The 9249-nt window shown below is 47.7% G+C and carries 9 protein-coding genes; 3 read left to right on the plus strand and 6 right to left on the minus strand.

The features are described from left to right. Window positions 1–221, minus strand: a 221-nt coding sequence (locus V7Z60_RS05745) for a DNA gyrase subunit A (protein WP_334116903.1), incomplete at its 3' end; no start/stop codon positions are given. A gap of 68 nt (window positions 222–289) precedes the next feature. Next, window positions 290–2326 (minus strand): DNA topoisomerase IV subunit B, encoded by a 2037-nt coding sequence (parE, locus tag V7Z60_RS05750; RefSeq protein WP_334116893.1) that lies wholly within the window; start codon window positions 2324–2326, stop codon window positions 290–292. 191 nt (window positions 2327–2517) lie between these two features. On the opposite strand from parE, the gene plsY reads away from it, so the two are divergent. After that, window positions 2518–3117: a glycerol-3-phosphate 1-O-acyltransferase PlsY gene (gene plsY / locus V7Z60_RS05755; protein ID WP_334116904.1), complete on the plus strand. Its 600-nt coding sequence runs from the start codon at window positions 2518–2520 to the stop codon at window positions 3115–3117. A 34-nt stretch (window positions 3118–3151) separates the two neighbouring features. Here the strand turns inward: plsY and V7Z60_RS05760 are convergent, their stop codons facing one another. Genes V7Z60_RS05760 through xerC form a run of 4 tightly spaced genes read right to left on the minus strand, consistent with a single transcriptional unit; the run spans window position 3152 to window position 6949 of the window. Continuing rightward, window positions 3152–4030 carry an aldose 1-epimerase family protein gene (locus V7Z60_RS05760; protein WP_334116894.1) on the minus strand — a complete coding sequence of 293 codons (879 nt, stop codon included), beginning with the start codon at window positions 4028–4030 and terminating at the stop codon, window positions 3152–3154. Window positions 4031–4047: 17 nt separating this feature from the next. Then, window positions 4048–5466 carry an ATP-dependent protease ATPase subunit HslU gene (gene hslU, locus V7Z60_RS05765; RefSeq protein WP_334116895.1) on the minus strand — a complete coding sequence of 473 codons (1419 nt, stop codon included), beginning with the start codon at window positions 5464–5466 and terminating at the stop codon, window positions 4048–4050. A gap of 13 nt (window positions 5467–5479) precedes the next feature. Continuing rightward, the gene (gene hslV / locus V7Z60_RS05770; protein ID WP_334116896.1) at window positions 5480–6022 is read right to left on the minus strand and encodes an ATP-dependent protease subunit HslV; all 543 of its coding nucleotides are present in this window, start codon (window positions 6020–6022) and stop codon (window positions 5480–5482) included. 27 nt (window positions 6023–6049) lie between these two features. Further along, window positions 6050–6949: a tyrosine recombinase XerC gene (gene xerC / locus V7Z60_RS05775; protein WP_334116897.1), complete on the minus strand. Its 900-nt coding sequence runs from the start codon at window positions 6947–6949 to the stop codon at window positions 6050–6052. Window positions 6950–7201: 252 nt separating this feature from the next. Here xerC and V7Z60_RS05780 point away from each other — a divergent pair, with 252 nt between their 5' ends. Both V7Z60_RS05780 and nadC read left to right on the plus strand, forming a co-directional pair. After that, complete coding sequence (locus V7Z60_RS05780; RefSeq protein ID WP_334116898.1) at window positions 7202–8410, plus strand: MFS transporter; 1209 nt, start codon at window positions 7202–7204, stop codon at window positions 8408–8410. Beyond that, window positions 8400–9248, plus strand: coding sequence for a carboxylating nicotinate-nucleotide diphosphorylase (nadC, locus tag V7Z60_RS05785; RefSeq protein ID WP_334116899.1), 849 nt, complete (start codon window positions 8400–8402; stop codon window positions 9246–9248). The genes V7Z60_RS05780 and nadC overlap by 11 nt, the downstream gene beginning before the upstream one ends. Window position 9249 lies beyond the last annotated feature (1 nt).

A 9249-nucleotide genomic window follows, 5' to 3' on the forward strand; every position in this document is an offset into this window, starting at 1 on the left:
ACCATCGCTTCGTAAATTGAACTGTCACCGTGCGGGTGGTAGTTGCCCATGACGTTTCCGACTGATTTAGCCGATTTTCGGAACGGCTTGTCAAACGTGTTGCCGTCTTCATTCATGGCAAACAGGATGCGGCGCTGAACCGGTTTTAATCCGTCGCGAATGTCAGGGAGGGCGCGTTCCTGAATAATATATTTGGAATAACGTCCGAAACGTTCGCCCATTACGGCTTCAAGCGATAATTCCTGAATATTTGAATGTGTTGCTTCCGTCAAAAATAGCCCTCCTGTTCTTAAATGCTTTCATCCAAGTCGTCATCGAACAGTGACAGACTCTTTTGTGCAATTTCCTGGTCTTCTTTGCTTGAAGCATCCCCATGCGCAGATGAGGCAACGGCAGTATCAAGCAGGCTCCCGTCTTCTTCAAGCGTAAACTTGACGTTTTTTTCAATCCATTTTCGCCTTGGTTCGACCCGGTCCCCCATCAGGGTCGAAACGCGCTTTTCAGCCAATGCATCGTCTTCAATCCTGATTCTGACCAAAGTTCTCGTTTCAGGGTTCATGGTCGTTTCCCAAAGCTGATCGGCGTTCATCTCGCCCAGCCCCTTGAAGCGCTGAAGCGTAAATCCCCTGCCGATTTCCTTTTCAGCCGCCTTGAGTTCGGCATCCGTCCAGGCATACTTGACGACGGTCTTCTTCTTGACCGTTTTCTGCAGCTTGTACAACGGCGGAAGCGCAATGTAGACTCTTCCGGCATTGATCATCGGTCGCATGTATTTATAGAAGAACGTCAAAAGCAACGTCTGGATATGCGCGCCGTCGGTATCCGCATCGGTCATGATGATGATTTTATCGTAATTTGCGTCTTCGATGTTGAATTCGGTCCCGACTCCGGCACCAATCGTATAAATCATGGTATTGATTTCTTCGTTTTTGACGATGTCCTGGAGCTTCGCTTTTTCCGTATTCAAAACCTTGCCGCGCAAGGGCAGGATTGCCTGGAACTTACGGTCTCGTCCCTGCTTGGCAGATCCGCCGGCAGAATCGCCTTCGACCAGGAAAAGCTCGTTTTTCCTGGCATTCTTTGACTGAGCCGGTGTCAGTTTGCCTGAAAGAAGCCGGTCTTTTCTGTGACGTTTCTTGCCGTTTCTGCTTTCATCGCGCGCTTTTCTGGCTGCTTCCCTTGCTTCTCTTGCCTTCAGTGATTTGCGCACGAGCTCCTTGGCAAAATCGCCGTTTTCCATCAGATAGTAGCCAAGCTGTTCGTTGACGATTCCGTCAACGGCAGCTCTTGCTTCCGGCGTGCCGAGCTTGCCCTTTGTCTGTCCTTCGAATTGAAGCAGTTCTTCTGGAATTCTGACAGAAACCACGCAGGCCAGACCTTCTCTGACGTCGCTTCCTTCGAGATTCTTGTCTTTTGCCTTGATTAAATCGACTTTTCTTGCATATTCGTTGAAAGCCTTGGTCCAGGCAGATTTCATTCCTGCCTCGTGAGTTCCGCCGTCTTTTGTGCGGACGTTGTTGACGAACGACATGATTGTTTCGGAATAGCCGTCATTATACTGAGCGGCGACCTCGACTTCGATGCCGTCTTTCCTGCCTTCAAAGTACATGACGTTCCCAAGCGTGTCTTTTTCTTCATTAAGGTAGGAAACGAATTCCTGAATTCCGTTTTCAAATAAGAAGACGTCCTGGTCATCGCTTCTTTCATCGGTCAGGACAATCCTGACGCCCTTCAGCAGAAACGCTGATTCGCGCAGTCGTTCAGCCAGCGTGTCATAATTGAAATGCGTCGTTGAAAAAATCTTCCTGTCAGGTTTGAACGTGACGGTCGTTCCGCTTTGTTTTTTAGTTTTGCCGATTTTTCGCAAAGTTCCGACGGGATGTCCGCCGTCGATAAAGTCTTCTTCATATTCAATTCCGTCACGAACGGTGTTTACGGTCAATTTTTCAGACAGGGCATTGACGACGGAAGCACCGACCCCGTGGAGTCCGCCCGAAGTCTTGTATCCGCCCTGACCGAATTTTCCGCCGGCATGAAGCACCGTATAAATGACTTCAACGGTCGGAATCCCCATCGCATGAATTCCGACGGGAAGACCTCGACCGTTGTCGACAACCGTAATCGAATCATCCTTGTGAATCGTCACGTCAATTTCCTTTCCAAATCCAGAGAGTGCCTCATCAACCGCGTTATCAACGATTTCGTAGACTAAATGATGCAACCCCTTGGCATCAGTCGAACCAATGTACATCCCCGGTCTTTTTCTGACAGCTTCAAGTCCTTTCAGGACCTGAATGGAATCATCGCTATAATTTTCAGTACCCATAAATTCGACCCTTTCTAAAAATTTGTAACTATTTTATTCTAACTCAAAAATAAAAGTTTTGGCAAGTGGAAGCGAACTTGAATTCGCCAAAGCTAAAGTAAATTTGCGCAAAGACAGTCTTTGGGGTTAAAATAAGGTCTGTACTAGAAGGAGGAGTTGTTTTGGATACAGATACTCTGAAAATCATTGCAATGTGCGTCATTGGCTATTTGCTCGGTTCGATTCCTTCCGGTGTCTGGATCGGCAAATTGATGTACGGCAAGGACGTTCGCGATTACGGCAGCGGAAACATGGGTACGACCAACACGTTTCGCGTGCTTGGAAAAAAGGCAGGAATCATTGTTCTGGTGATGGACATGTTCAAGGGAACTTTAACGGCCCTGCTTCCGATGATGTTTGGTATGCATGTCAACGCTCTGCTGATCGGTCTTTCGGCGATTATCGGGCACGTCTTTCCGGTTTTTGCCGGATTCAAAGGCGGAAAAGCCGTTGCAACGAGTGTCGGCGTGCTCTTGGTCTATAATCCCGAGTTCTTTTTGATTGCCTGGGTCATTTTCCTGATCACGCTTTATGTTTCAAGCATGGTAAGCGTTGCAAGTATGGTCGGCTTTACGCTGATTACGGTCGTTTCGCTGTTTTATAACGATCCTGTTCTGACGATTGTTGCTCTTGCCTTGACGATTTTCATTTTCATTCGTCATTGGGGCAACATTGAACGCATCAAAAACGGAACGGAAAACATGGTTCATTTTGGCCTGCTTTACAGAAAAAAACAAAGAGAAGACAAATAGCAAAAAGCCCGCCTTTCCGGCGGGCTTTTTTGGGCTATTTGACTGCTATCCTGAATGAAGCGTTGAACGTTTCGCCTGGCGCAAGCGTCTTGATTCCGTATTTTTTTCTGAAATCCTGCGTCGTATCGGCAGTGTCAGCAATGCTCCACCAAGGCTCAAGGCAGACATACTGTCCGTCTTTCGGATAGCATGACCAAATGCCCAGGGCAAGTGTATCGTCTGATGTCACTTTAACCTGGTGATCATGTTTCCTGCTTTTCAGGGTCACTTCAACCGGTTCTCCGTCATTGCAGAAAACGATTGCGTCATTGCTGAAAGCTTCTCTTGATACGTTGATTTCAAAAAGGTCTTTTTCCCCGGCTTTATCCAAATCGAATAATCCCTCTGCATTTAACGGCAGGAACCGGCGTGGTTTTTGCCCCGCAATTTCAACGACGTAATCATCGTATTCATCTCCGGTTTGAAGCTGTGTTGAAAAAGCCGGATGCGCCCCGATTCCGAAAGGCATTTCCTGACCGTTTGGATTTTCGACCGTATATGCGGTTTCAACGGTGTTTTCAGACAGAGTGTAGGCAATCTTCAAAACAAAGTCGAACGGATAGGCTTTTCTTGTCTTGGAATCTGATTTCAAAACGAAGACGGCCTTTGTCTGCTGCTTTTTCTCAACCTCGAAATCCATGTCGCGGGCAAATCCGTGCTGATGCATGGAATAGCTTTTGCCGTCGATAAAGTATTCGTCATTTTTCAACTTTCCGACCGTCGGGAACAATACTGGTGCATGTCTGCCCCAGTATTTTGCGTCCCCGCTCCAGAGATAATTGACGCCTGTTTTCTTCAAGACAAGTTCTGAAAGCTCTGCACCATGTTCATTGATGCTGATTCTGATATGTTCGTTTTCAAGTATGACGGTCATTTATCAAAGCCTCCCTTCTAAAGAATATATTGGCTGAGATCCTTGTCGGCAACAATCGATCCGACCTTGTCTTCAACATAGGCTTCAGTGATCGTGATTTCGCCCATATGCATGTCAGGTCCTTCAAACAGCAGGTCTTCAAGAAGTTTTTCAAGAATCGTGTGAAGACGTCTGGCACCAATGTTTTCGGTTTCGTGATTTACTTTGAAGGCAATCTCAGCGATTTTTTCGATTGCCTCCTTCGTAAACGTCACGGCAACGTTGTCCGTTCCAATCAGGGCAATGTACTGCTTGACGAGCGCATTTTTCGGTTCTGTCAGGATTCTTATGAAATCTTCTTTCTGCAGATCGTCAAGTTCGACTCTGATTGGGAATCTGCCTTGAAGTTCCGCAATCAGATCGCTTGGCTTTGATTCTGCAAATGCACCGGATGCAATGAACAGGATATGGTCAGTTCTGACCATGCCGTATTTGGTTTTGACTGCAGACCCTTCAACGATTGGCAGGATGTCTCGCTGAACTCCTTCGCGTGAAACTTCACCGGAGTTTTGCTTTGACTTGGAAGTAATCTTGTCTATTTCATCGATGAAGATAATGCCGGTATTTTCGGCGCGCTTGATTGCGGCATCGGCAATGTCCCATGTATTGACGAGTTTGGCCGATTCTTCACGGACCAGAATTTCGCGTGCCTCTTTGACGGTTACCGTTCTGGTGACCTTTTTCTTCGGCGTAATCTGCGCAAGCGTGTCTGAAAGATCGATGCCCATCTGACCGAGCATTCCGTCGGCTGCTCCGGACGGAGAACTCGGCTCATCCATCTGAATCGTGATCTCTTCGTTTTCAAGATACCCCTGACGAAGCTTTTCGGCAACAGACATGCGCCTGTCGGCAATCTCGTCGGTCACTTCTTCCGGTTCTTCCTGCTGACTGAAGAGATTTGCGTAATTTCCGCTTTGAATATCGCTCATCATCTTTGAAAATGCCTGCTGCTGCGACATCTTTTCCTGCTTCTTCTGAGCGGGAACCAGCAGCTTCACCAGGCGTTTGTCGGCTCTTGCCACTGCTTCTCCACGCACGCCCTTGAACATTTCATCTTCTTCCATCTTGTAGGCGACCTCAACCAGATCGCGGACCATCGATTCAACGTCGCGGCCGACGTAGCCGACTTCCGTGAATTTTGTAGCTTCGACCTTGATAAACGGAGCATCAACGATTTTGGCCAGACGTCTGGCTATTTCAGTCTTGCCGACGCCTGTCGGTCCGATCATCATCATGTTCTTTGGCGTGATTTCTTCCTGCATGTCCTCAGGAAGCTGCATCCTGCGATAGCGGTTGCGTAAGGCAATCGCAACGGCTTTTTTGGCTTTTGACTGCCCGACGACGTACTTGTCGAGTTCGGCTACGATTTCCTTTGGAGTTTTTTCATGTCCTGTCAAATTCAGTTCCTCCTTAAAGTTCTTCGCAAATAATATTGTGATTCGTGAAAATATCAATGTCGCCGGCAATGCCGATTGCGGCCCTGGCAATTTCGGCTGCCGACATTCCGTCAGCATATTTCGTCATGGCCTTTGCAGCGGCCAAGGCATAGTTTCCGCCTGATCCGATTGCCAGAACATCGTCGTCGGGTTCGATTACTTCGCCCGATCCGGAAACAAGCAGCAGATTCCTGCTGTCCATCACGATCAGCAATGCCTCCAGTTTCTGCAGAGCCTGATCGCTGCGCCATTCCTGTGCCAGTTCAACCGCTGCCCTCTGCAGATTGCCGCTGTACTGATTGAGTTTCTTCTCAAAACGGTCTTCCAGGTTGAAGGCATCAGCCACGGATCCGGCAAATCCAACGACGACTTTGCCGTCATATATTTTGCGGACCTTATGAGCCGTTCCCTTCATAATAACTTTTTCGCCCATCGTGACTTGTCCGTCGCCTGCCATGGCCGTCTTGCCATTGTGGCGGACGGCACAAATCGTTGTAGCATGAAATGAAATTGCCATTTTAATTCCTCCAGCAAAGATGTAATTTTAAGCGCGCGGGAAAAATTTTCGATAGTCCCGCTTAAGATGTTCAGGCGTAACGTGCGTGTATATTTGAGTCGTTGAAATGCTGCTGTGTCCCAGCAGTTCCTGAACCGAACGAAGATCGGCTCCATTCGCAAGCATGTGCGTCGCAAACGTATGCCTGAGCTCATGCGGATGAATCGTCGTCGTCAAACTGCTTTTTTCAACGATTCTGTCCAGAATGTAACTGACTCCGGCTGGCGTCAGCTGATCTCCGTAATGATTCACGAAGACAAAGTCATGTTCCCTTTGATATTTTTCCATGACCGGCGTGCGCATTTTTTCGAAGTAAGCCTTCAACGCATCGTCGAGATATCTTCCAAACGGAACATAGCGATCCTTTTTGCCTTTTCCGTGAACCAGAATCGAACGCATCGGAAAATCAATGTCATGCATCTTCAATCCGACGCATTCGCTGACACGCATTCCCGTTGAATACAAGGCCTCAAGCAATGCGTTGTCACGAACGGTCAGGGGTTCATCCCCGCAAACGGCCTGAAACAGCGCATTCATTTCCTTTTCGTAAAAAAAGTGCGGCAGGCGTCTCGGATGTCGCTTTAAGGAAACATATGCAAAGGGATTCTGATCGGTTTTATCGTTTCTGACAAGAAAGCGATAGAAGGCACGCAGACTTGAAAGCTTGCGTGAAACGGTTGTCGTCTTGAGTTCTCTGTCATAAAGCCAGCTCATATACGCATGAACATCGATATTGCTGATTTCCCTAAACGATTTTAAACCGCCGCTTTCATCAAGAAAACGGCAGAATTCGTTTAAGTCCTCAAAATACGAGGTAATCGTTGCCTCGGAGTATTGACGCTCAACTTTGAGATACTGCTTAAATTGTTCAAGCCATTCTTTTTCCAAGGCTGACACCTCCTCATTTCATTTTCCTTCACAAAGCTTATTAAGTCAAGCTCAGACGATACTTTGCCCCAAGTCTTAAGCAAATCTGAACTTTCGCTTGAAAATCCGGATACTTTGTTCTATCATTGTTTTTAAGTATTAACGACTTTTTTATTTGCGCAGATAAAAGTCTGAAATACATTTATTTTTAGACTTATTAAAGTATTTGATACTTAAATGAAGCAAAAAAGCTTATGAGGTGAATTCAATATCATGGATGCTACACAAAACAAAAGCAATCTCAATCCCCTTTCGACTTTCCTGATCATCGGAACGGCCTGGGCCTTCGACGCCCTGGACGTCGGACTTCTTTCATTCGTCATGCCGCTGATCAGAAAAGAATGGCTACTTACACAATCCCAGACGGGACTGGTAAGCTCCGTCAGTTCAATCGGAATGATCGCCGGCGGTTTCTTGTTCGGACACCTGGCTGACAAGGTCGGTCGGCAGAAAACACTGATTGCTTCTCTGCTGCTCTTTTCGCTCGGAAACGTCGTTTTGGCCTTTACCCAAGGGTTCGTGCCCTTTTTGATCGTCCGCTTCATCGTTGGTGCCGGACTCGGGGGCGAACTTCCGGTGGCCGCAACCTATATAGCGGAACTGTACAGCGGCAGAAAACGTTCAATGATGCTGATTCTGGCAGACAGTTTCTGGGCCGTCGGCTGGCTTGTCGCAGCCTTACTGTCATATGCTTTGAGCGGACTTCTAGGCTGGCGCGGACTCCTGATTGTGACTGCCTGCTCTGGATTTTTCGTGGTCGCAATCAGGAAACACGTTTCAGACAGCGATGACGTTAAGCAGAATACGAAGGAAAAGTTCGACTTCAATGCTTTGAAGCAGGCCTTTACCTGGCGCACTCCCCTGCTTTGGACGGCATGGTTCATGGTCATGTTTTCCTATTACGGAATGTTCATGTGGCTGCCAGGCATTCTTGTTTCAAAAGGAAACAGCTTTGTTTCAAGCTTCGGATATACGACGCTGATGGTTGTTGCGCAGCTTCCCGGATATTTTGGCGCAGCATGGCTGACCAGGCGCGTCAGATTGCGTTATATCTTTTCAATTTACATGCTGGGGACCGCTCTTGGCGCCGTGATGTTTGGAAATGCAGTGTCTGTTTCCGCAACAATCATCGCAGGCTGCGTCCTGTCATTCTTCAACCTTGGCGCTTACGGTGCAATCATCGCCTTGACGCCAAGCCTGTACCACGTGAAAACACGCGGTACGATGACCGGACTTGCGGAAGGAACAGGCCGTTTCGGTGCCGTTGTCGGACCGCTTTTGGTCGGATTCCTAATGGACAGAGGCGTTTCAATCAATTTGATTTTCATTCTCTTCATGGTTTCGTTGATTATCGGTGCAATTGCCGTTTTGGCATTGCCTGACGAAAATCTTTCAAAGGACGGACAAGATTATGCTGAATGAACTGCTTGCAAGGGAAAAACTAGCTGAATTTTTGAAGGAAGACCTGGGGTTCGGTGATTTGAGCACTGCTTACCTCCCAGACGTTGAAACGACCGGATCGTTCATTGCCAAAGAAGACGGAATCGCATGCGGACAGGAGATTCCGGGAATGGTCTACGGACTTCTTGGCGGAGATGCCGTTTATGACCCCTGCGTCAAAGACGGTGATTTCGTAAAAAAGGGTACTGTGATGGGAAAAGCTGCCGGAAGTGTCAGAACGTTATTGGACGGTGAGCGGGTCTGCCTGAACATGATGCAGCGCATGAGCGGAATTGCCACGAAAACCAGAAAGGCAACTGACCTTTTGGACGACGATTCAATCAAGCTCTGTGATACCAGAAAAACTACCCCCGGGCTGAGAATGTTTGACAAATATGCCGTAATGATCGGCGGCGGACATAACCACCGCTTTGATCTGAGCGGTGCGGTCATGTTAAAGGACAATCATATTGCGCTTGCCGGCGGCATCAGGAATTGCGTTGAAAACATCAGAAAACACATCGGTCCGCTGACTCCGATTGAAGTCGAAATTGAAACGATTGACGAATTAAAAGAAGCAGTCGCTGCCGATGTTGACGTGATCATGTTCGACAATCTGAATGCGCATCTGATTCATGATTTCAAAAGGATTGTTCCTCCGCATATCAAGGTCGAAGCATCCGGCGGAATCAGCCTTTCAACTATTGCAGGCTTCAAAGGATGCGGTGCTGATTTCCTGTCAATGGGTGAGCTGACCAACGAAGTCAAACCGTTAGACATCAGTTTTCTGGTCAGGAATGCAATTAAAGCTGAATTTTAAG

It is taken from the genome of Ligilactobacillus sp. (genome assembly GCF_036846325.1).
GTDB lineage: Bacteria > Bacillota > Bacilli > Lactobacillales > Lactobacillaceae > Ligilactobacillus.

Excerpts from the sequence above, each read along its gene's own strand:
- V7Z60_RS05780 (WP_334116898.1), top strand. The coding sequence starts at position 7,202 with ATGGATGCTACACAAAACAAAAGCAATCTCAATCCCCTTTCGACTTTC.
- hslV (WP_334116896.1), bottom strand. The coding sequence starts at position 6,022 with ATGGCAATTTCATTTCATGCTACAACGATTTGTGCCGTCCGCCACAAT.
- nadC (WP_334116899.1), top strand. The coding sequence starts at position 8,400 with ATGCTGAATGAACTGCTTGCAAGGGAAAAACTAGCTGAATTTTTGAAG.
- parE (WP_334116893.1), bottom strand. The coding sequence starts at position 2,326 with ATGGGTACTGAAAATTATAGCGATGATTCCATTCAGGTCCTGAAAGGA.
- plsY (WP_334116904.1), top strand. The coding sequence starts at position 2,518 with ATGTGCGTCATTGGCTATTTGCTCGGTTCGATTCCTTCCGGTGTCTGG.
- V7Z60_RS05760 (WP_334116894.1), bottom strand. The coding sequence starts at position 4,030 with ATGACCGTCATACTTGAAAACGAACATATCAGAATCAGCATCAATGAA.